The 23,008-nt window shown below is 46.6% G+C and carries 17 protein-coding genes, 1 pseudogene and 1 riboswitch; of the genes and pseudogenes, 8 read left to right on the top strand and 10 right to left on the bottom strand.

The window, feature by feature from the left end; translation table 11 throughout:
* Positions 1-2 precede the first annotated feature (2 nt).
* The gene (locus VV1_RS10125) at positions 3-995 is read left to right on the top strand and encodes an alpha-L-glutamate ligase-like protein (RefSeq protein WP_011080029.1); all 993 of its coding nucleotides are present in this window, start codon (positions 3-5) and stop codon (positions 993-995) included.
* Positions 996-1,119: 124 nt separating this feature from the next.
* Here VV1_RS10125 and VV1_RS10120 read toward each other — a convergent pair.
* Both VV1_RS10120 and VV1_RS10115 read right to left on the bottom strand, forming a co-directional pair.
* A pseudogene (locus tag VV1_RS10120) lies at positions 1,120-2,759 on the bottom strand (GMC family oxidoreductase).
* Positions 2,760-2,840: 81 nt separating this feature from the next.
* Positions 2,841-4,325 carry a coniferyl aldehyde dehydrogenase gene (locus tag VV1_RS10115; protein ID WP_011080026.1) on the bottom strand — a complete coding sequence of 495 codons (1,485 nt, stop codon included), beginning with the start codon at positions 4,323-4,325 and terminating at the stop codon, positions 2,841-2,843.
* Between the two features lie 161 nt (positions 4,326-4,486).
* On the opposite strand from VV1_RS10115, the gene VV1_RS10110 reads away from it, so the two are divergent.
* Entirely contained in the window at positions 4,487-5,536 is a 1,050-nt protein-coding gene (locus VV1_RS10110; protein WP_013571411.1) for an AraC family transcriptional regulator, read from the top strand.
* Between the two features lie 51 nt (positions 5,537-5,587).
* On the opposite strand, the gene mukB is transcribed toward VV1_RS10110, so the two are convergent.
* From mukB to cmoM, 4 genes are read right to left on the bottom strand one after another with little or no spacing between them, the layout of a single operon-like run.
* Complete coding sequence (gene mukB / locus VV1_RS10105) at positions 5,588-10,051, bottom strand: chromosome partition protein MukB (RefSeq protein WP_011080024.1); 4,464 nt, start codon at positions 10,049-10,051, stop codon at positions 5,588-5,590.
* Positions 10,048-10,770 (bottom strand): chromosome partition protein MukE, encoded by a 723-nt coding sequence (gene mukE, locus VV1_RS10100; RefSeq protein WP_011080023.1) that lies wholly within the window; start codon positions 10,768-10,770, stop codon positions 10,048-10,050. The genes mukB and mukE overlap by 4 nt, the downstream gene beginning before the upstream one ends.
* Positions 10,751-12,088, bottom strand: a complete 1,338-nt coding sequence (gene mukF, locus VV1_RS10095; RefSeq protein WP_011080022.1) for a chromosome partition protein MukF — start codon at positions 12,086-12,088, stop codon at positions 10,751-10,753. The genes mukE and mukF overlap by 20 nt, the downstream gene beginning before the upstream one ends.
* 2 nt (positions 12,089-12,090) lie before the next feature.
* On the bottom strand, positions 12,091-12,900 hold the full coding sequence (gene cmoM, locus VV1_RS10090) for a tRNA uridine 5-oxyacetic acid(34) methyltransferase CmoM (RefSeq protein WP_011080021.1): 810 nt from the start codon (positions 12,898-12,900) through the stop codon (positions 12,091-12,093).
* 97 nt (positions 12,901-12,997) lie between these two features.
* On the opposite strand from cmoM, the gene elyC reads away from it, so the two are divergent.
* A complete protein-coding gene (gene elyC / locus VV1_RS10085; protein ID WP_011080020.1) occupies positions 12,998-13,798 on the top strand; it encodes an envelope biogenesis factor ElyC in 801 nt (266 codons plus the stop codon).
* A gap of 80 nt (positions 13,799-13,878) precedes the next feature.
* Here the strand turns inward: elyC and torR are convergent, their stop codons facing one another.
* Positions 13,879-14,592, bottom strand: coding sequence for a two-component system response regulator TorR (torR, locus tag VV1_RS10080; protein ID WP_011080019.1), 714 nt, complete (start codon positions 14,590-14,592; stop codon positions 13,879-13,881).
* A gap of 235 nt (positions 14,593-14,827) precedes the next feature.
* On the opposite strand from torR, the gene torD reads away from it, so the two are divergent.
* The 5 genes from torD (at position 14,828) to VV1_RS10055 (ending at position 18,908) form a co-directional block, all read left to right on the top strand.
* Positions 14,828-15,475: a molecular chaperone TorD gene (gene torD, locus VV1_RS10075; RefSeq protein WP_011080018.1), complete on the top strand. Its 648-nt coding sequence runs from the start codon at positions 14,828-14,830 to the stop codon at positions 15,473-15,475.
* Between the two features lie 310 nt (positions 15,476-15,785).
* The gene (gene purR, locus VV1_RS10070) at positions 15,786-16,790 is read left to right on the top strand and encodes an HTH-type transcriptional repressor PurR (RefSeq protein ID WP_011080017.1); all 1,005 of its coding nucleotides are present in this window, start codon (positions 15,786-15,788) and stop codon (positions 16,788-16,790) included.
* A gap of 196 nt (positions 16,791-16,986) precedes the next feature.
* Positions 16,987-17,075: riboswitch (cyclic di-GMP riboswitch) on the top strand.
* 115 nt (positions 17,076-17,190) lie between these two features.
* Entirely contained in the window at positions 17,191-17,784 is a 594-nt protein-coding gene (locus VV1_RS10065; protein WP_011080016.1) for a TfoX/Sxy family DNA transformation protein, read from the top strand.
* A 124-nt stretch (positions 17,785-17,908) separates the two neighbouring features.
* Positions 17,909-18,586, top strand: a complete 678-nt coding sequence (locus tag VV1_RS10060) for a TVP38/TMEM64 family protein (RefSeq protein WP_011080015.1) — start codon at positions 17,909-17,911, stop codon at positions 18,584-18,586.
* A gap of 13 nt (positions 18,587-18,599) precedes the next feature.
* A complete protein-coding gene (locus VV1_RS10055; RefSeq protein ID WP_011080014.1) occupies positions 18,600-18,908 on the top strand; it encodes a putative signal transducing protein in 309 nt (102 codons plus the stop codon).
* A 45-nt stretch (positions 18,909-18,953) separates the two neighbouring features.
* Here VV1_RS10055 and VV1_RS10050 read toward each other — a convergent pair whose 3' ends face one another.
* The 3 genes from VV1_RS10050 to glgC form a co-directional block, all read right to left on the bottom strand.
* The gene (locus VV1_RS10050) at positions 18,954-19,748 is read right to left on the bottom strand and encodes an alpha/beta fold hydrolase (RefSeq protein ID WP_011080013.1); all 795 of its coding nucleotides are present in this window, start codon (positions 19,746-19,748) and stop codon (positions 18,954-18,956) included.
* Positions 19,749-20,000: 252 nt separating this feature from the next.
* Positions 20,001-21,458, bottom strand: a complete 1,458-nt coding sequence (gene glgA / locus VV1_RS10045) for a glycogen synthase GlgA (RefSeq protein ID WP_011080012.1) — start codon at positions 21,456-21,458, stop codon at positions 20,001-20,003.
* Positions 21,448-22,665, bottom strand: a complete 1,218-nt coding sequence (gene glgC, locus VV1_RS10040) for a glucose-1-phosphate adenylyltransferase (protein WP_011080011.1) — start codon at positions 22,663-22,665, stop codon at positions 21,448-21,450. Before glgC ends, glgA begins: the two co-directional genes overlap by 11 nt.
* Positions 22,666-23,008: the final 343 nt, after the last annotated feature.

Below are 23,008 nucleotides of genomic sequence, written 5' to 3'. Positions count from 1 at the left end.
CTATGTTCTCCTTTTTGTCTAAGTACACATCACCGATGAAGCTGCGACGCAAAGGGATCATGGGGATGAATAAGCGTAACCACGCTTATATTGGTCGCTACAACGACCGTTCCAAATACCCTTTGGTGGATGACAAGCTCAAAACCAAGATCATCGCGCAACGTGCGGGCTGTACAGTGCCGCAGTTGATTGGTGTGATCAGCAATCAGGCCGATGTGAAACGCATTCACGAAATGGTCAAAGATTGGCCCGGGTTTGTGATCAAACCCGCTCGTGGTAGTGGCGGTAAAGGCATTCTTGTGGTGACCTCGCACAAAGAGGGCGTTTACACCAAACCTTCGGGTTCCACCATCAACAAAGAAGAGATCGAACGCCATATTTCTAATGCTCTAGCGGGGTTATTCTCTCTTGGTGGTAAGAACGATGTCGCCGTGGTTGAGAACTTAATTAAGTTTGATAACTGCTTTGACGGATTCAGCTTCGAAGGGGTGCCCGATGTGCGGATCATCGTATTCAAAGGCTACCCTGTGATGGCGATGATGCGTTGCTCAACGGCCGCGTCGGATGGAAAAGCCAACTTGCACCAAGGTGCGGTTGGGGTAGGTATTGATATTGCGACGGGGAAAGCGATTCGTGCCGTGCAGTTCAACCAACCTGTCACTCACCATCCAGACACAGGAAAAGATCTTGCTACTTTACAAGTGCCTCATTGGCAACGTTTGTTGACCTTGGCAGCCAGTGCGTGGGAAATGACCGGACTGGGTTATCTCGGTACCGATATGGTGTTGGATAAAGAAGAAGGACCAATGGTATTGGAACTCAACGCTCGCCCTGGTCTAGCGATTCAAATTGCCAACGGTGCCGGGCTTTTACCACGCTTACACCATATTGAGAACTTGGGCGCACCACTGGTCTATCCCTCAGCAGAAGAGCGCGTCGCGTATTCAATGCGTCAATTTGGCGCAAAACAAGATTTTGATAGCAGCGCAAGCTAGATCAATTCTTGCGTCACTTATACGATAAACGCCCGCGATGATTGCGGGCGTTTTCTTGTTGGCCATTTGAGCGCAGTGGCGTATTTTTATCCTAAAACGTCGACAATAGCACTCTTAATAACAGTTAAACCGCTGGCATTGTTTCCTTCTCCTCGCAAACCAAACCCGCATAGTGCGCTTTAATCGCATCGGCGATTTTCTCCGCAATCATGATGGTTGGCGCGTTGGTGTTTGCACCAATCAAGGTCGGCATAATGGAGGCATCCACCACCCTTAGCCCCGCTAAGCCATGAACTCTGAGCTGATGATCAACCACGGCCAGCGGATCACTTGCCACGCCCATTTTGCACGTGCCAACCGGATGATATTGTGTATCAGCACGGTTACGAATGTCTTGCTCTATCGCTTTGTCATCCGAGGCATCAACGGGATAAAAGCTCTCCCCTCGAATGTCATCAAACGCCGAGCTCTCTAACATTTGCTGCTGTTTTTTCCAGCCTTTGATCATGATTTCCATATCTTCTGGATGCGTAAAAAACGCCGGGTCAATGTGGGGAACATCGTAAGGGTTGGCGCTGTTCAGTTTGACGCGGCCAACACTTTTGGGTCGTAATAAAGTCACATGGCTACTAAAGCCGTGGCTTGCATGAATTTTCCGCGCATGATCGTCCACTACCGCCACGACAAAAACAAACTCCAGATCGGGGATCTCTACGCTGTCATCAGAGCATAAGAAGCCGATCCCCTCAGCAAAATTGCTGCTCATTTTACCCGTCCGTTGCGTGATCCATTGTGGCAACGCTTTGGTCAATTCCGACGCCATACGAAGTGAGACACCAAAGGTATCGCGCTTGGCACTGCAACGATAGGTATGAACTAAGTCAATGTGGTCTTGCAAGTTCTCCCCTACCCCGGGTAATGAGTGAACTTGCTGAATACCATATGGCTGTAAATCCTTCTTCGCCCCGACGCCCGAAAGCAAAAGCAGTTGTGGAGAGCCAAACGCGCCAGCAGATAAAATCACTTCTCGCTTACAGCGGATCTGAAACGTGTGGCCTTTTTGGCCATATTCGACGCCAACCGCTCTCTTGCCGTCAAAGAGAATTTTATGGGTGGTCGCTTGAGTTAACACCGTTAAATTTGGCCTGTCCAAATGAGGAGTAAGATACGCTTTGGCGGCACTGCACCTTTCACCATTGATTTGTGTTACTTGAGTGGCCATCGCTCCCAACTGTTGCGCACCATTGATATCGGGATTGCGTGGGACGCCTATCGACTCGCAAGCGGCTAAATAACGTTCCAACACGTCACTCGGTGAGCGTAAATTCGTGACATTCAAAGGGCCACCTTGGCCATGAAATTCATCACGATGAATCTCGTTGTTCTCCGCTTTTTTGAAATAGGGTAAGCAGTCGTCATAACTCCAACCGACGTTTCCCAAACTCGCCCATAAGTCGTAGTCGTATCGATGCCCTCTGGCGTACATCATGGCATTGATAGAACTGGAACCGCCTAACGTTTTGCCCCGCGGTTGATACCCTTTTCTACCATTCAAACCTGCTTGTGGGATGGTTTCAAACCCCCAATTGTTTATTTTGGTGGGCATCATCGCCACCATGCCAACAGGTGTATGAATGAGAGGGCTGCTATCTTTGCCCCCGCTTCCAGCAAACAGACGGTGACGTCAGGATCTTCCGTCAATCGAGACGCCAACACACAACCGGCAGAGCCGCCACCGACAACAATAAAATCATATTCCTTCATGCTCTCTCCTCTACCTCGACTGGGTATTTCTGCTTTATGACGTTTTCAACGCCATCAGTACGGTTGAAGCTGTTTTAAAAATCACTCTTTCAGCGTGGGATCAGGTTTGCCAGCAAACACGCGTACCACCAGTTTTTGCACCCAATTGCCATAGGGTGGCGCAAACAACTGAATCGGAAACCAATCACGCATTTTCAAAACGGTGCGTGCGTGGCTAAGTTCACGAAAGCCCTCTTCGCCATGGTAGTTGCCGATGCCGGAATTGCCGACGCCGCCAAACGGCACAGAATGGTTGAGCACATGCCAGCCCCAGCCATTGATGGTGACACCGCCACTGTGGGTTTGAGTGAGCAAGGTTTCACGTTGTTTTGGATGATGGCTGAACAAGTAACACGCCAGAGGCCTTGGCCGTTGGTTGATATAGTCGATGACCTCTTCGATGGCCTGAAAGGTGTGAACAGGTAACAGAGGCCCAAAGATCTCTTCTTGGCAGATACGCATATCTGGCGTCAGATTGGTCGCAATATACAGCGGCGTTTTTCGCCCTTCTCCAGGTTCAAGACATTGGGTAATCGTCGCTCCTTTACTTCGCGCATCCTCAAGCAAGCTATGGAATCGCTGGTACTGCGCGTCGTCAACTAGCGCGGTGTAATCTTGATTGGCCTTGATATCACCGTACATACTTTGATGGGCAGATTTCAACGCATCAATAAAGGCTTCCTGCTTACCTTCAGGCACAAACGCGTAATCGGGAGCGATACAGATTTGCCCAGAGTTGAACCCTTTACCATGCGCAATTCGCTGCGCTGCTTTTTCTATCTCATAATCATCAAACACCACCACTGGCGACTTGCCCCCCAGCTCTAAAGTCACCGGCGTGAGATTGGCGGCAGCGTTTGCCATGATGATCTTTCCGCTCGTGGGGGACCCAGTAAACACCAAATGATCAAAAGGCAAATGTGAAATGTCCATAGCTTCTGGATGCGTACCTTCTACGATACGAACTAGATTTGTTGGGTAGATCTCGGCAAGCATGCGACGGAGCTGTCGCGTGGTTTGCGGGCAATTGGGTGGCATCTTGATCATACAGCGATTGCCTGCGGCTAACGCCGTGATCATCGGGCCTATCGAGAGATACAACGGGAAGTTCCAAGGGCAGATAATGCCTACCACGCCTTTCGGCTGATAACGAACCTCCAGTTGATTGCCTTTAAACAGCCACTCTGTCGCTCTTCGGCTGGGCTTCATCCACCCCTTCAAGTGTTTGAGCACATGGTTGATATCAAGAATTGGCGCAAGCACATCCGCCATGATGGACTCGGTATGACTTCGACCTCCAAAATCTTGACTCATTGCTTCTGCTAGTATGTCTTGATAGCGAGAAAGTTGTTTTTTTAGCGCCAGTAATCGATGTTTTCTCACCAAGTAGCTCGCGCTAGGCTCTGCTTGATAAGCCGTTTGTAATTCGGAAAACCACGTTGCAAGTTCGCTTGCTGTGGCGTCATGGGTTGCCATCACTCCTTGATCGCGATGTACGTCCCTATCTTGCCTAGCCAGTACATTCATGTTTCTCTCCCACGGTGCAATTTAAATGATTACAACATTTTGATAACATGACGCACAGGTTACAAAAAGACAAAAAACGGTGATATTCGGACAAAATTATCTTAAGGTGACTAAATCGCACCTCAGTCCGCGCTAGGATGACGTTGAAATGGAGAGGGACAATGAAATACGTTGCCGTTTATGAACCGGATGCTCAAGCTTGTGGCATTTTAGATCTGCAGCTACTCAACCGCTATTTGGAATCAAAAGTCAGCATTGACTCACTGCTGCTCGGCAGTGGTCTCAGCGTTTCGCAACTCTATACTCCGGACACGCACATCACTCTCGCACAAAAATTGGCGATTTTTAGCAATGCCTTAGCCCATTCAGAAGAGGGCGGATTAGGTCTGCGCGTCGGTCAGCAAGCCCGATTTAGTGATTTTGGCGTGCTGGGTTACGCGATATTTAGCAGCAATACGCTCTTCGACGCGATGATGATTGGTTTTAAGTACCTGCGATTGGCCGGCCCTGTGCTCAAAAAGACCATGGGTATCGAAGGCCATACCGGCTATTTTCGAGCCGAACAATTGATTGATTTGCAATCTCTTTTGCCGTTTTGTTGTGAATATTGGTTTGCTGCAATACACAGCTTATGCGAAGAAGTGATGCAAAAGCCCTTCCCTTCCACGATTATCCGTTTCCCCTATCCCGAACCGGAATACAGTGAACTGTATCGGCAAATATTTCACTGCCAAATCGAGTTTAACAGCCCACGTTTAGAGTGGCAGTTTGATGCTAGGAGTTTGCAAGAGCCTCTTCCCGCGGCCAATACCGCCACACTGCAACTGTGCCTTAAATCGTGCGACGAAATGTTGGAGAAAGTAAGCGGCAAAGCGAGCCTCAAGGAAAAAATCACCCAAATGTTTGTGGAAAGACCAGGGTATTATCCATCTATTGAAACCTTGTCCGCCGAACTTGGCATGTCCTCAAGAACCCTTCGCCGTCGCTTGAAAACAGAAGAGAGTAGCTACCAACAAATCTTAGATCATGTACGCTTCCATTTTGCCCGCCACTACCTTGCTTCCACGAAAATGAGCATTGAAGAGATTTCAGAGCGTGTTGGTTTTTCCGATAGCGCCAATTTCCGTCACGCATTTCGTAAATGGAGCGGCGCGTCACCGAAGCAATTTCGCCAGCAAGCGCTGACTCGCCCTGAGCTTCATCAACAATAAAAAAACGCCCGCGATGATCATCGCGGGCGTTTGGTTTTATCGCTATTGAGTTTACGCTTCAAACTCTTCGATCATCTGTTGCGCTTCACTCTTCGGTTTCTGCTCTTGGCCAAAGCCACGCAAACCGACGACATGCACGTGTTCGTGATCTTTAAACACTTTACGCACCAGTTTATAAGTGGTGCCTTTCTCTGGGCTGATGTTCTCTGGCGCAGCGATAAGCAGTTGCATATCGAGGCGGTCACAAAGCTCAAACAGTGTTGAGATCGATTTCGCATCCAGACGCGCCGCCTCATCAAGGAACAGCAAACGACACGGTACGATGTCTTTACTACGCAGACGACGTGACTCTTCTTCCCAGCTTTGCACCACCATCAAGAGAATAGATTGGCCAGTACCAATCGCTTCACCAGTAGACAGTGCACCCGATTCCGCTTGTAGCCAACCATCAGAGCCACGGTTTACTTCAATGCTCAATTCAAGGTAGTTGCGGTAATCCAGCAGTTCTTCACCCAAGACTTGTGGTGAACGTTGCCCCATATCAATGTGCGGGTTAACACGCTGGAACAGTTTCGCCATCGCTTCAGAGAAGGTGTAACGTGCCGTTTCAAACAGATCTTTATGCTGTTCTTGCTGCGTGGCGAGACCATTCAGTAACACTTCATGGCTTTCGCGCACTTTCACATTGAGTCGAACTCCCTTCACCTGGCCAAACGAGATATTGGACAAACCTTGGTTCAACATGCGAATACGGTTCTGTTCACGTTGGATGGTTTTCTTAATGATGCTCGCCACCGACTCAGAACTGATGGCCAAGCGGTTTTCACGCATGGTCAACTCTTCAGTCAGACGAGCCAGTTCCACTTCCATCTCTTCAATCGCTTCGACCGGATCATCGGTATGGATGATGTCTTGGCGAATACGCTCACGTAAGTGCTGGTAAACCGCAATGTAGAACAATACTTTGCGTTCAGGACGCGCATTATCTTCAGAGAGTCGCAGTGCATCACGCAGATCATCATTGTTGGCAACCGCAAGACGCAGTGCACCCAGTGATTTATCCGACATGGAACGCAGTTCACCCGCCGACAAGTAAGCCAGCTCACGCTTGTGTAGGCGGCGCTCAACGTCGTTTTCACGTGCTAAACGCAGTACTGAGCACCAGCCTGCTTTCGCAGCAACGACAAACGTACGCAGTTCTACGTACTCTTTTTGCACCTTCTTCAAGCGCTTGGCGAGTTCTTTCATGCCCAGCTCTGTTGAAGTAAGGGTACGTTCGTACTCGCTCTTACGGCTGCGTGAGGTGTGCAAACGCTCGTGAAGTTCATCACGACGACGAATCGCGCGCTCCAACGCCCCTTCATCGGCACTGACACCAAACTCTGCCAGCTCTTGCTTAAATTCTTGAACCGTTTCCAACTTCGCTTGATATGAACTCTTTAGAGAGGCCAACACTTGGTTGTATTGGTTCATCTGCTCTTGCTGCTGCTTGAGCTCATCACGGTAACGGCTACGTGCACGTTCCGCTTCCACCAATTTCGCTTTTAGCTGTTCACTCAGCTCGCTGCTCTTGCTAAGCAGATCAACCGAATCGGCGTAAGCAAAATAGTGGCGACGTTCAACCAAATCCGACAAGGCGAAAATTTGCTTCTTCAACGCTTGCAATTGGCTATCTGCGCTTTGATATTGCGCTTCCAGTGCATCGAACTGCTCAGGATCAGCGTCAAGTACCGCTAATTGGCTTTCTAACTGCTCAACCGCTTTGGCGTGTGCGCCTAAGAACTGCTTCGCATCGGCCAACTGAGCAATTTTCTCTTCCAGTTCCGCGAAGCGCTCTCCGATGGTGTCATCGCTGATCACCGCCATCATCGGTGCCAATTTATCCAGCATGGTAAGCGCTTGCTTACTGTTTTGGATTTGGCTGCGCATCTGCAGCTCTTTCGCTTCCAACTCAGCCAAAGTGCGCGTCAGTTGGTTACGCTTATCGCGCGCAATCACAAGTGCTTGCTCGGGATCCGCAGCAAAGGCCACTTGGATGTGCTCAGCCACAAACTGGTTAAACGCTTGGAATAGACGCTGCATTTTCTGCGCGTCAAATGCCGCTTTCGCGTGCTTTTCAACGACTTCTTCGCGCTCGCTACGCAGCAGCTCTAAACGTTGTTCACGTGCTGCACGACCAAACAGCGGGATCACAGGGAAACGAGAGTAACGCATTTGACGATCGTTCAAACGCACGCACACTGCGCCCTCTAGCTCTTCCGCTTTGATTGAGCTGTCATCAAAGGCATCCACATCGCCTTCAATGATGTAAAGATCCTCAGGACAGTCGTCGAGTTCCACCAGTTTTTCTTCGATGCCCGACAAATCGGACACCACAATCGCATGACGTGCAGGGCCGTACATCGCACTGAAGTAAGGCGCATCGTCAATGGTGATGTCGTCATAGATCTCAGAAAGCAAGACACCGCCTAGCGTATCCGCTAAACCTTTCAAACGTGGGTCATTAGAACCACCAGGAGAGGCCAGACGTTCAATTTCACTTTCCAGTTGGCTGCGACGCTCTGCCAGCTTGTCTTTGGCTTGAGAAAGCTGTTTCTCTTGCTCAAGAACTTGCTGCATTTGTGACATCACCGATTGGCTATCCGCTAGCTCTGCGCCACTTTGCTCACGCAGTTTTTCGAGTGCATCATTGGCCGCAATCCATTTTGGCGCGATCGCCTGAAGCTGCGTGATGTCACTTTGTAAATCTTGCTCCTGACGGCGCTGCTCGCTACGCAATTCGCGATTCTCTTCCAACGCAATCTCAAGAGAGTCAAGTTGGGCATGATGACGTTCACGCTCTTGCTCAAACATCACTTCATCATCAAGCGTAACTTGGTGTGCTTTTTGGTATTCCGCGACCAAGGCTTGCGCTTGGTTTTGCTGATTCAAGCTACGTTCTAAGTCACGATGCTGCGCGCGCCATTGGTTTTCGTTTTGCACCACTTGCTGCGCGGAACGCGCTTGTTGAATAGCCGCTTTCGCATGGCGAGAAGCCTCTGCACGTTCAACTTGACCAGCAATGCTGTGCACTAATTTCAGCGCATTTTCAAACTGTTGCGCGGCCGCGGAGGACATATCCAGTTTGTGCTTTAGCGCCAACAAGGCTTGGGTCTGCTCTGCTTCGCTTTGGGTTAACTGCGCTACCAAGGCTTGCGCAGATTCAGCGGTTAACGTGCTGTCAGACAAAAGCACTTTGGCTTTTTCTAGCGCTTGAACTGCCTGTTGATATTGAAGCGCGCGAGTTTGCTGCACATCCAACGCCTGTTGGTAATCGGCCAACTGCGTTTTCAAGCTGTCTACTTCGTTCTCTGCGACGGTAGACTGCTCTTCGGCCATTAAGACGCGCTCTTGCGCTTCTTCCACGACCATGGATTGCTCTTCAAGACGCTCATTCAGCTCTTCAAGATCTTCTTGGTAACGCTCGATTTTCTCTTGCTGACGTAAAGCATTTTGCACCAACTGCAAATGGTCAGAAGCGCCTTGATAGTCTTGCTCCAATGCCGATTCTGATTCAACCAACATTTCCAATTCTTGCTGAACTTGATTCAGTAAGCGGTTTTGCTCAATCAGTGTCTCGCGTGAGCTAAAGAGTTCAGAGCGTAGTGACAAACTTTGCTCTAACTTCTTGTGACGCTCATTGGCGTGACGCATATAGTCTGCCGCCACATAATTGGTGGATTCCGTAATCAAATGCTTGAAAAGATCGCGGTCAGCTTGCGTCGTTTTGATCGCTTCCAGCGTCATACGGTTTTCACGCAATGCCGATTCCATATCTTGGAACGCTTTCTTAACCCCACCATTTTGTGGCAACAGGTAGTCACGCAGTGAACGAGTAATCGCACTCGAAATACCGCCATACAATGAAGCTTCAATCAGGCGGTAGAACTTCGAACGGTCGCTCGAGTTGCGTAATTTCTTCGGAATAACGCCAAACTCAAACATCTGTGCATGGTAATCGACAATCGAAGAGAAGCTCTTAAACTGAACGCCCTCATACTGAGCAACGCTCTCTTTCACTTCGTTGATTTGACGAACGCGCGCCTGAGTGGCCGAGACCGATTCAATCAGCACATCCGTTGGCTTCACATGACTTGGCAAGCCTTGAATCACAAACGGCTTGATGTCCACTTTTTTGTCACGGCCCGCCACTTGCTGTAGCTTCACCGCAAACAGTAAGCGTTGATTGCGTGAGTTCACCACATCCAATGCCGCGTAACAGGCACCCGGTTGTAGCTTACCGTAAAGCCCTTTATCGCGAGAGGCTTGGCTGCTGCCCGCTTCGGTTGTGTTACGGAAATGCAGCAAACTTTGGTCTGGGATCAACGCGGTAATGAACGCCGCCATCGTGGTTGATTTACCTGCACCATTGCCCCCTGACAGGGTGGTGACCAATCCATCAATATCAAAGGTACGAGCGAAAAAGCCGTTCCAGTTGACCATGGTCAGCGATTGATATTTACCTCTTTCAATCATGCTTCACCTTCTAATTCAGCTTGCTCGTTATAATCCTGTTCTTCTTCGTCAGCCAGTAGGCTTGCCTGAGTCGGCTCTTGAGTGTGAACCACCGCTTCACCATCGCGGATCAAACGCAATTGCGCTTCGCGAATATCATCTCCCGCGCGCACATCCGCACCAAAACGGAACACCGCTTCACTGATGCTGAATTTGCCGCTGTCTCCCACATTGATGATCATGCCTAAACGGCGTAAACGTCTTAATGAGGTGCGTACTTTTTCGAACAACTTTTCACGGTCGAGATCAGACCCGGACGCACGGTTGGTCACCAATTTCATCAGTTTCTTTTCATCGGTCAGTGCGATCAGCTCTTCATACAACTCTTGATTGGTAAAGATACCTTCATGCGCCAAACGCTCTGGGCTCAAGTAAAGGAAACAGAGCACCTTGCCCACCAACATGTCCAGCTCAGAGAGCACACTGCGGGCAATCAATGAGGTTGAACGCGGACGAAGGTAAAAGAAACCTTCTGGCGCTTTCACCAACTCCGTGTTGTAACGTTGATAAAAAGCCGACAGCTCAACTTCGTAATCCGATAGCAGTGCGTGGTTATCTAAATCTTCACTCGAGATGTGACGACCTGCACGCAGCATGCTATCCAATGCTGGAAACAGCGGGTTGCAAATCGCTTTGGCCAGATTTTCTGGCATGTATTCATTAATATCGGTCGATGACATTTGCTTGTACCTTTGCGCCGTAGTCGTTAATTGCCTGCCAATCTGGCTGAATCGCTTGGTAATCCGATTCGGAATAACCCATGCGCACCGCTTGGTCGATAACGATACGAGCTAAATCGAAATGATGAGTGCTAGGGTGCTGCGCGAGATAATCTTTCAGCACAATGCCGAGATCGATCGGCTTGCCGTTGTCTTTATGTAGGCGCAACATCTCACCGATACGCTCGGCAAGCTCATCATTGACTTGTTGAAACTCTTCATACTCCACTTCAAGTGGCACTTGTCCGGTCACTTCATCGTCACGCAGCACTAAGGCTTCATCACGCAAATCGCTCAAACGTTCCGCATCTGCGTAAGTGAGATACCATGGCATGTCGAAGTAATCTTTGACCGATTGGCGTAGACGAGTACTGAAGATTCGGTTTTTATCCATATCAATCGCGGTACGGATAAATTTGTGAACATGGCGGTCGTAACCGATCCACAGATCGATGGCTTGTTGACCCCAGCTGGTGATGCGATCGAGCTTCATCTGCAACCCAAACAGAGTTTCTTCGATAAACTCGAGTTCTTCATCCCCATAGACCAACTCTTGAATATCCAAGATCTGAGTTTGCAGCTCATCCCCTGCCGCTTGCAGTGTATCTTGCAGCTCTTTGAGCGTGTTCGAGGTTTCTGAAAGCAGTGACTCACAGTTGTTGATCGCTTCACGCCAATCTTTGTTCAGCAGATCGGCAATTTGCTGTTTAACCGATTGTTGTTGCTCATCCATCACGCGTTGGTTGAGATCGATTTGATCGAAAATCTCACCCACTGAATATTTCAGCACCGCATAGACATTTTTCTTCCAATGCCCTGCCGTCCCGCCTTGCTTGGCCGCTTCAATGGCTTTCGCCATTTCGCCAGCCACCATGGAGAGTTGAATCGATAGTCTAAGCTTGGAGAATTCTCGATGACGGACATAGTAGTCAGTAATGCCGATCGCCAACGGCGAAAGACGGTAGATACTGGCACCTTCCGTCATTTCGCTGGTAAAGCGGCTGATCAGGCGCTGCTTAACCAACTCATTGATGGCGTTATTGGCGCGAAACGCTGAGGCTTCACCCGTTTCTTCAAACAGTCGAGTGACGATAGTAAACGCATCATGCAGCTCACCTTCACCCAACTCTTCATCAAACCTTTCGTTACTTAATACAGCGATGGCGATGAGAAACGCCAATCGCTCGGTGGTCAGGTTCAATGAGAAATCGTGCTGCTTAACCCAACTAACCAATTCATCGATTGGTTGCTCTGCAGCATTGAGAGTTGTCTCACTCATTGTTATTCCTGTTTATCTTTCTTCTTAGCCCACACATGAATGTATCGGCCCAGCGAGAGGTAAGGCTCTTGGCGACACAGACGTCGTTCCAACTCGAGCACATCCTCGTACTGGTAATCACCCATATTCTGTCTGTTCCCTATATAATCACTGAAACAGCGAATACCGGATTTTCCATAAATTTCAAAACCTGCGTCTTCAATCCACTGATAAACAGATTGAGGTTCTAGGCCTTTTTGCGGTTGCAGCTTAAAGCGTTTGCGATGAGGCATACCCTCAAGAATATGTGGGATATTGCCACAGACCACATTCTTATAAACCAAGCCATGGTGGTTGTAGAACATAATAGACGCGGCGCCACCCGGTGCGACTTGTTCTAATACCGTTTCCAACGCGGATTTTGGATCCGCCAACCATTCCATCACGGCATGAAACATCACCACATCGACGGGCTCTGCTAGGTGCTCACCAATCTTCTGCACCGGAGAATGGATCAGCCGATACTGCTCAAGCAAGCCATTTTTTGCAATATCCTGCTCTGCTAATTGCAGCATTTCAGAAGATAGATCACATAAGGCAATGTGATGTCCGAGTTTGGCAAGCTTTTGTGACATTTGTGCCAACCCGCCCCCCGCATCCAATACGGTTAGAGGCTGTTTGGCCTCGTCAAAGGTGGCTAACAATTGTTGAAGATCTTCCCAAACAATCACTTGGCGAATCTCGCCTTTGTCTGACCCGTAAATATTTTTTGCAAATTTGTGGGCAATATCGTCGAAATTACGGTCTTGGTTCACAGCAGCTTGAGTTATCATATCTAATCGTGCTGCTATTCTGTCATAAGGAAAGCAGATATAAAGAGGCATTCTCTTATTTTTATTATCAAGTGATGTTTTTTCGGACTATTTCTGTATGTTTGAGCTGAAAAAAGTGCTCTCGGCACTGTTAATGCCTTTGCCAGCACTACTTTTAATAGGCTTAGCTGGTCTGATGCTGATTATGTTTAGCACCAGACAAAAAACGGGGTGTTTCATCATATTATTCTCCTTTTTGGGGATATTCTTGGTTTCTTTCCAACCCGTTGCCAGCAAGTTATTAATGCCATTAGAAAGGCAATACTCTGTATTTCTACCCGAAGTACAAACCGTCGATTACGTCATGGTATTGGGCAATGGCCATGTGGTGGATGATCAAATCCCCCCTACGTCTGAGTTAAGCCGTGCTTCGTTGATGCGTTTGACGGAAGGGATTCGTATTTTAAAGATGTATCCGGGCTCAAAATTGATTCTGTCCGGCTATGCGGGCGGCTCAGAAACCAGCCATGCGCGCATGATGGCAAACGTGGCTTTGGCTCTGGGTGTCGCGAAATCAGACATTATTCTTCTTGAAGATGCCAAAGATACTTGGGAAGAGGCGAGACAAGCAGCAGCATTTGTGCGTCAGAAACAGCTGGTTTTGGTTACTTCTGCCAGTCACATGGCACGTGCAATGAAAGAGTTTCATGACGCTGGCATAACGCCGTTACCTGCGCCAACAAACTACCTTGCGCAAAAGAACATCTCTCAAGCTTGGGATAGATATGCCCCTAAAGCCATCTACCTTGAGCAAACTGAGCGCTACTGGTACGAAACCCTCGGCCAGCTATGGCAAGGCATGCGAGATTTGCTTCTTACTGACGAACAAATCATGGCAGAGAATCGCGCATCAAAATGATGAATCATGACCTGCAGAAACAAAAAAAGAGCTTAATCCGCTCTTTTTTTGTTTGTTAATTTTGGCTTTCTAAGCAACGCCTAGTCGCCTGCAAACATGTAGCCTTCACCGTGCACGGTCACAAAAATTTGTGGGTTCTTAGGATCAAACTCCATTTTTGCTCTCATGCGACGAATCAAAACATCGATCGTTCTGTCGTTTGGCGCATCAACACGATGGCTGATCATGTTGAGAATGCGTTCACGACTTAATACCTGATTTGGGTAAGACGAAAGCGCCACCAGAAGCTCATATTCTGCCTTGGTCAACTTCACTGGCTCACCGTTGTGACTCAACGCTCGACGATGAATATCGAAAGTCCAGTCGCCAAAGCGGACAATATGGTCTTCGTTTTCCGCGTCTTGATGTTTTGAACCACCACTGCGCGCAAGCGAAATTCGCCACAACAAGTTCTTCACTCGAACCAGCAGTTCTCGTAATTCAAATGGTTTGGTGACGTAGTCGTCTGCCCCCATCTCCAAACCAACAATCTTATCTATGCTATCCGTGCGTCCGGTTACCAAAATAATGCCAATGTCCGATTGGCTGCGTAGTTCACGGGTCAGCATCAAGCCATCTTCACCTGGCAAGTTAATGTCTAACATCACCAAATCAACGCAGCTATTTTGCAAAATATGGCGCATCTCGGCACCACTTTCCGCTTCACTTACTGTGTAACCTTCTTTTTGAAAATAACCCGCGAGTTTACTGCGAGTCACTACATCATCTTCTACGACTAATACGTGATAGCTCATTTACACCACTTCATGTCATTTCTGTCTACACGGGCAGATATTCTATTCATAACTAGTAACATTTCTAGTCATACTTCGTTTGAAATGCAAGTATCTTGATTTTTATTGATTCAAAACAAGCTTAATATCAAGCCATTAACAAGCTCAAATATATTTATATTTTTCTTAACAATAGGCGTTATTGTTATTCATTTTTTTTGGTTACACTTATAGGAGATTGATTTAGGAGCGATAAATGATGCAAGAGATAAAAGCCTTTAATGAAAAACGTGCGGAAATATATTGGTGGCTTTCGAGCTTATTTGCCAAAGAGCTGACACAGGAAGAGCTCGATAAATATCAAAGCATGGAAATTAGAGCGTTTTTAACTGGATTGGCTGAAAACGATGCACTGAGACCATCCGTTAACGCCTTTGTCGATGCACTCAATCGTCTTGTTGACCGTCAAGATGCGCAATTGGAATTAGCGGCAGATTTTTGTGACCTATTTTTGAAAACCGCAAAACACGGCGCACTTCCATACGCATCAATTTATCTAACAAAAGATGGCCTACTCAATGGCGAACCAGCACAAAAAATGGACGCTTGGCTGAAAAAACATGGTGTGCAGGTCAATCAACAACTGAATGAACCGGCCGATCACTTAGCGATCATGCTCGACTTTCTTGGCAACCTTATCATTCGCTCAAATGAGTTTGAACAAGATCGCCACATGGAAGAAGCCTTCATTGAGCAAAACGCATTTATTCAAGAAATGTTGCTCTCTTGGTTACCTAGCTTCTCTCAACGAGCAGCAGAATATGATGAGTTTGGCTTCTATAACAGTGCAATAAAACTACTTGTTGCGTTTTGTATGCTGGACAGCGACTATTTAGTTGGATAATAATTACGCCCTTATCAATAGAGCAAACACTCGGTTACACTTTAACCACTAAAGTGTGAACGCGGATACACTATTCGCCGTTTGAGTAGGTTGCCACTCTTGCCGTCTCGGTCTAAAATTGAGACCGCAATCGATAAAATATGATTTTAATGCAAACCGCTGAAATACAGCGGTTTTTGTGTTTATTTAAAGCTAAGCTGCTGCTTTTCTAGTGTGTCTTCCTTACAAAGCGAATTCGGAGAAAGGTAGCAAACTGTGTTGCAACAAAGAATCGTAGATTCAAAATGCAACCTTAGACAGGACAATACCTATGGCCACAATTAAAGATGTCGCGCGTCTCGCTGGAGTATCCACGACCACAGTGTCGCACGTAATCAACAAAACGCGTTTTGTTGCAGAAGCCACTCAAGAAAAAGTCATGAAAGCGGTTGACGAGCTCAACTACGCACCGAGCGCAGTAGCGCGTAGCCTAAAGTGCAACACCACTCGTACTATTGGTATGCTGGTCACACAGTCGACCAATTTGTTCTTTTCTGAAGTAATTGATGGCGTAGAAAGCTACTGTTACCGCCAAGGCTATACGCTAATTCTTTGTAATACGGGCGGTATCTACGAGAAGCAACGTGACTACATTCGTATGCTTGCGGAAAAGCGCGTAGATGGCATTTTGGTGATGTGTTCAGACCTCACCGAAGAGCTCCGCGAAATGCTTGATAAGCATGCAGATATTCCTAAAGTGATTATGGACTGGGGTCCAATCAGCTCACAAGCCGATAAAATTATCGATAACTCAGAAGAAGGTGGCTACTTGGCCACTAAGTACCTGATTGATAATGGCCATACAAAAATCGCATGTTTGAGTGGCCACTTTGAAAAAGCCGCGTGCCAAGAGCGCATCCAAGGCTTTAAACGTGCGATGAAGGAAGCCAATATCACACTAAACAACGAGTGGATCCTTGAAGGAAACTTCGAATGTGACACGGCTGTGATGGCTGCTGACAAGATCGCGTCGTGGCAAGATCGCCCAACGGCGGTTTTCTGCTTCAACGATACCATGGCACTGGGTTTGATGAGCCGCCTTCAACAGTTAGGCCTTCGCATTCCTGAAGACATCTCTGTGATTGGCTACGATAATATTGAGTTAGCAGAGTACTTCTCACCACCGCTAACAACGATCCACCAGCCAAAACGCCGTGTTGGTAAAAATGCATTTGAGATCCTTCTCGAACGAATTAAGGACAAAGAACATGACAAACGCGTGTTTGAAATGCATCCCGAGTTAGTGGTTCGCGATACCGTTAAAAAAATCAATTAGTTAAGACTAATATTCTAAAGCATCCAAATCTGGATGCTTTTTTTTCATTCTTAGTAAGTGATTTGTTAAGTCAAATTCTGTTAAGTTCTTAAAATCGAGCAATCATTCACTTAACTGCAACTATTATCTGAACCAATGTCACATTTTTTATTTGAAAATGTGATGTTACTCCAATAGAAATCGTATCCTTCTAGTGTCACGCACAGGGCAAACCATTTGAAAAAGTGGGACGCAAAGCCTCCGGCCTAAACCAGACGTTTTTTGGTAGGTAGCGGGGTTACCGATGGCAAAAATGCATAACAACAAGTTTACCCATTAATGACATTGTATTTGCATTGGTTTGCTAATCTCTCGGACCTGATTTGGTGGCGTAATAGTAATTACACCGAGATAACACATCATGGATAAACCGATACTCAAAGATTCAATGAAGCTTTTTGAGCAACTTGGTGCGATAAAATCTCGCTCAATGTTTGGCGGATTCGGCCTTTTTGCAGATGAGACCATGTTCGCACTTGTGGTGAAAGACCAGCTTCATATTCGCGCAGATCAAAAATCAACATTACTTTTTGAAAAGCAAGGACTCAAACCATACGTTTATACTAAGCGTGGTTTCCCTGTTGTCACTAAGTACTACGCGATTTCAGACGCGCTATGGCAAGACCAAAATGCACTACTCAACGTAGCCAAACGTGCATTGGCCAGTGCTAATAACGATAAACAACAGCAAGCAACAGCAAAACCTGAACGATTAAAAGACCTGCCTAACCTGCGTTTAGCCACCGAACGAATGCTGAAAAAGGCGGGAATTGAAACAGTCGAGCAGTTGGAGTCTCAAGGCGCGGTTCGTGCATACGAAGCGATTAAAAACACCCACAGTGGTGCCGTGAGCTTAGAGCTGCTTTGGGCGTTAGAGGGAGCCATCAATGGTACGCACTGGAGTGTGATTCCTCAGCAACGTCGAGACGAATTAGTGAATAAATTGTCTTTGTAGGCAAGCACGTTTATTATTTCTTATAGATTAAAACCACATCAAAATGATGTGGTTTTTTTATATCGTTTGAAAGATTTTCTGTATCAATCAGGTCTGATAACCAAGCTATCTGGAGAAAAATTGAATGAACAAAAAACTCGTATTCGGAATCTTGCTTATCGCGACCATTATTTTATTGGCGGTTAATTTTAGTCAATACCTCACACTCGACAACGCTAAAGCACAACAACTTGCCCTGAACAGTTTTATTGAAGAAAACTTTCTGTTTGCTTCAATAAGCTATTTTGTCATTTACGTTGGTCTTACCGCCTTTTCAGTACCAGGAGCAACCGTCGTCACACTATTGGGCGCTGCTCTGTTTGGTTTTTGGTATAGCCTATTGCTTGTCTCATTTGCCAGCACCATTGGAGCAACCATCGCATTTTTGAGTAGTCGCTACCTGCTAAAAGATTGGGTGCAGGCACGTTTTGGAGACAAACTTAGCGCGATCAACCAAGGCGTTGAAAAGGATGGCGCCTTTTATCTATTTTCGTTACGCCTGATCCCAGTCTTCCCATTTTTCCTTATTAACTTGCTGATGGGTTTAACACCAATTTCCATTGGTCGTTACTATCTTACTAGCCAGATCGGCATGCTACCTGGTACGGCTGTTTACCTAAATGCGGGGACACAATTGGCCGACATCAACTCGTTGTCGGGGATACTTTCACCGACAGTATTAGCCTCATTTGCGTTACTGGGTGTGTTTCCTATCGCTGTAAAATGGATCATGAGTAAATTTAGACCTCAGCTCTCTTCATAAAAGGAAGCCACTTATGAAGATATTCACCGCCAACACCCCTATCGAAGCACATATTGTGTGTCAATTGCTGATTAATGAAGCGGTACAATGTGAGGTTCGAGGTGAGGGTTTATTTGGCTTAAAAGGTGAATTACCAGCAACCGAGGATACCAATCCATACATTTGGTTGTTGGAACCCGAGAAACTCGATTTTGCTAAAGCGATATTAGCCAGCTTTCGTGAGCAGCAAGTCGCACATCAAAATTGGCTATGCCCACAGTGCGGAGAAGAAATAGAAGGTCAATTTGGAGCTTGCTGGCATTGTGGACAAGTACTTGAGTAATGAGCGCAATTGACAGAGAAAGGTCCTAGCCTTCCTCTTATTTCATTAGATTTGACGTTGGATAAAATCGATCGAATGCTGGTTAAACTCGTCGGGCTTTTCCACATTGCACACATGACCACAGTTTTTTATCTCTAGCAACTCACTCTGGGTGTGAGCCGCAACCATCTCTTTGACGGGTTTAATGAACATGTAATCACGGTCTCCCATCAAATATAACGTTGGGATCGGCAATTCACGTTCTTTGAAATAACGCATTAGTGGGTTCACCTCTGCCGCGAGTATAAACCAGCGCTTAAACTCCTTTTGACAAAGCTTCTTCGCTTCACGGATAAAGAGATGGCGTGATTCCTGCTGATTTTTTTGCGGCATCACAATATAGGCAAACAGTTTGTATAACCACATATAGGGCAACACATGTTTGCCAAAGTTACCGAGAGAGACCAAGATACGAGAGCGCGCATCGAGACGCGTTACCGCACCACCAAGCACCATAGATTTAACCCTTTCTCCTGCCAATTCCGCAAGATTTCGGACAATGATCGTCCCTAGCGACATCCCAACGAAATGCGCGGAATGAATTTTAAGATGATCAAGCACCTTAAGGATATCTTGCGTCACCGCCCCAAAGGTATAGCGGTTACTGATCAATTCTTTTAATAGTTGATTGGATTTACCGTGCCCACGCAAGTCAACCAATAACAGATTGAAATGCTGCTTGTACGCTTTAATTTGCTTAAACCAGATGGACGAACTGCCACCCGCACCATGCACAAAAACCACCCACTCTTGGCTGGTAGGATGGAGATAAGTTTTGTGAAATAGTAACGCCTGAGCCATAAAACAACGCCAAAAAAAGAAAACTAAAAGGTTTAAACAGTATAGCTAGCCCACTTGCAATGGTGATGTATCAAAGAACAATCCAATCGAAATGGGGACTTCAGCCACAAGGATAGTTAATGAATCACCATAGTAAGAATGGGAGGCAAGAATCCTACCACATATCAATTCAAATTCTATTTGAGTTCGGTTAAAAAACGTAAAAAGGCACCATAATCAGTGCCTTTCCATTCATATTTCAGAACTTTTACTCTATTTTAGCGCAGAACGATACAACTCCACATATTGCTCTGCTGCCTTGTTCCAGCAAAAATCTCGTTCCATCGCGTACAGCTGAACCCGTCGAAGCTCTGTTAGGTTCTGTGCATACAGTAACAACGCTCTTTGCATGGTAATCAACAACGCTTGCGCTGTGGGCTCATAGAACACAAATCCTGTCGCAGTCTCTGGATTCACATCGTAATCACATACACTGTCTTTTAGACCCCCAACGCCTCTCACGATCGGCAAGGAGCCATACGCCATGCTATAGATTTGGTTTAAGCCACAAGGCTCAAACTCTGAAGGCATTAAAAAGAAATCGGATGCAGCTTCAACTAAGTGTGCGAGTTGATTGTTATAAGCTTCAACAAAGACAAACTTTTCACCGAACTGTGCTGCAACATCACGTAATTGCGCAGCAAGCAACGGATCACCGGTCCCAACCAAAACCAACTGAACATCCAACTTCAGGAACTCAGTTAATACTGGCAATAGGTAATGCACCCCTTTCTGATGCGTCAAGCGACATACCATACCAAACATAGCGACGTCCTTTATAGGTAGGCCGACTTGCTCTTGAAGCGCACGTTTACAGCCATTTTTCCCTCTCACCATGCTCTGCTTAGTTGCTTTGTAGTTGATGGGTAAATAGCTGTCAGTATCTGGATGCCATGCAGAATAATCGCAGCCGTTTAGAATCCCGACGAGATCACCCGCGCGTTGCTGAAACTCCCAAGCCATTCCGTGACTGCCAAGTTCAGTTTTCAGTTCCTCTGCATAAGTTGGGCTCACTGCGTTGATTTTATCCGCATTCATAACCCCAGCTTTCAGCATCGTCATATGCGTAGAGCTGACAGCAGCATCGGGTACATTTCGGCAATGAAATTCAGGCAAACATTGCATCTCATCATAGTGAAAGACACCTTTAAAGACCGCATTATGGATAGACAAAATACTCTTTGTTTGTGCAAAAAACGGATCTTGACCGTAACGGTGCTTAAGCAAAAATGGCACTAAGCCTGTATGCCAATCATTGGCATGCACGATGTCAGGCTGGAAACCAATCTTTGGTAACATATCCAAACAAGCAGCACTAAAAAAAGCAAAGCGCTCACCGTTATCGGTATACGCCTGATTATTCTCAGCGTACATCGACGGACGGTCAAAATAATGCCCACACGCAATTAAGTAGACAGGATTGTCACCTAAGAAACGTTTTTTGACTTGATAATGAGTATGTGGCCAGGTTTCTAGATGTGTATCGAGGATGACTTCATCATCACACACATCTGGAATTGCGGTATAAGCCGGAATGGCAATTCTCGCATCATGCTGAAGGTTCACTAAAGCTTCAGGCAGTGCCTTGGCAACATCCGCCAAGCCACCACTTTTGATCAAACCTTCGACTTCCGATGCTACAAACAGAATCGACAAAGGGTTAGTAGCCAACTCTTGCTCCTTTTGGAATAACAACGATACCGTCATCAGAGACATGGAAGATTTTCTTATCTTCCTGCAAATTCACACCTATTTGCGTTCCTGGCGCGATATCTACGTCCTTGTCAACAATAACACGGCGTAACACGCAGCCTTCCCCAACTTTGACATCACCCAATAAAATAGACTCGCTAATATCGCAGGCTGATGCGATATTACTACGGAAACCTAGCACAGACTTTTCGATACGTGAACCACGTACGTAGCTGCCATTGCAAACTAGACTATCAATAATCTGTACACGCCCGTTATCTGAATCGGTAAACGTCGCTGGAGGCAACGGTGGCTGATAGGTGTGCAGCGGCCATTTTCGGTTGTATAGAGAGAATGGCGCGTCTGTTTTCAACAGATCCATGTGCGCTTGCCAGTAAGCATCAATGGTACCGACATCACGCCAATACACTTCCGCTTTTTCTCCGGAAATGCGGTTTTGGCTAAAGTCGTACACGAATACATCACCACGTGGGAACATCTTAGGAATAATATCTTTCCCAAAATCGTGGGATGAGTTTTCGTTGTCCGCATCTTCAATCAACTCAGCGAACAGCACATCCGCTTCAAAGATATAGTTACCCATTGAAACCAAGGCAAAGTCTGGGTCACCCGGAATCGATTTAGGCGCGCTCGGTTTCTCTTCAAAGCCCACCATACGCCCTTCTGCATCGACTTCAATCACACCAAACTGCGACGCTTCTGCTAATGGCATTCTTAAAGCAGAAACGGTTAATGCGGCCAGTTTCTCTTTGTGGAAACTAAGCATCTGCTTAATGTCCATCTTGTAAATATGATCCGAACCAAAGATACACACTTGTTCTGGTTCAGACAGCTCCATAAAACGTAGGTTTTGGTAGATAGCGTCGGCAGTACCTTCATACCAACGTTTGCCAGTGCGCATCTGTGCGGGAATGGGGTCAATAAAACGATCAGTAATACCGTTGATGTTCCACCCTTTTTTCATATGATGGAACAGAGATTGAGATTTAAACTGCGTTAACACGTAAATACGCATCAAGTCAGCATTCACAAAGTTGTTTAACGCGAAGTCGATTAAGCGGTAACTACCGCCGAAAGGCACCGCAGGTTTACTACGAGATTCCGTCAAAGGACGTAGCCTTGAACCTTCACCGCCAGCAAGAATCATTCCCAAAACACCAGCCATTCGTTGTTCTCCATTTCGTTATAGCTAGAAGACTCAGTGAGTTCACTATGTGGGGGGACACTGAGCTCAAATTGTTATCCCTTGTGCAAAACCTTGAATTCTTTAAGCCGAATCATTGTTGATCAAGGCATTACATTAATATTGCACAAGTTTCGTATAAGTTATCGCACTTCCAACAAATTACAATTTCAAATAGGGTATTGTGTGCTGCATGCATTTGTTGCGTTGGGAAGTCGTTACCTAAGTCACACTCAAACAGGTGTTTATTTACATATCCCGAACAGCTGTGTTACACATTTCCGACACGCACATTCTTAAGCGCATGTGAACAGAATAAGTCAGA

The sequence above is a fragment of the Vibrio vulnificus CMCP6 genome, from assembly GCF_000039765.1.
GTDB lineage: Bacteria > Pseudomonadota > Gammaproteobacteria > Enterobacterales > Vibrionaceae > Vibrio > Vibrio vulnificus_B.
Note: the sequence above shows the minus strand (reverse complement) of the source record. Positions and strands in the feature narration are given on the sequence as shown.